Annotated in this window: 1 pseudogene; it reads right to left on the reverse strand. The window is 66.5% G+C overall.

The window, feature by feature from the left end:
* Positions 1–49 precede the first annotated feature (49 nt).
* Positions 50–220 (reverse strand): annotated as a pseudogene (locus ACQG3P_RS23710) (uL13 family ribosomal protein); the annotation flags it as partial.
* Between the last annotated feature and the right edge of the window lie 16 nt (positions 221–236).

Raw genomic sequence — 236 nt, forward strand, 5'->3', positions numbered from 1 at the left:
ACCGCTTGTCCTGCAGCTTGTTGCCGGAGACGGCAATCTTGTCTGCCTAGATGACAACCAGGAAATCACCGGTATCAACGTGAGGGGTGTAGCCCGGCTTGTGCTTGCCGCGCAGACGGCGGGCCAGCGCGGTGGACAGACGGCCCCGCGTCGAGCCGGAGGCGGCGACGAGCACCCAGTCGCGCAGGACGGGCGAGCACGAGGGCGTGGCAGAGCTGATGAGAGACCGCAGGTAG

It is taken from the genome of Stenotrophomonas sp. SrG (assembly GCF_050031795.1).
In the GTDB taxonomy this organism is placed as follows: Bacteria; Pseudomonadota; Gammaproteobacteria; order Xanthomonadales; family Xanthomonadaceae; genus Stenotrophomonas; species Stenotrophomonas rhizophila_A.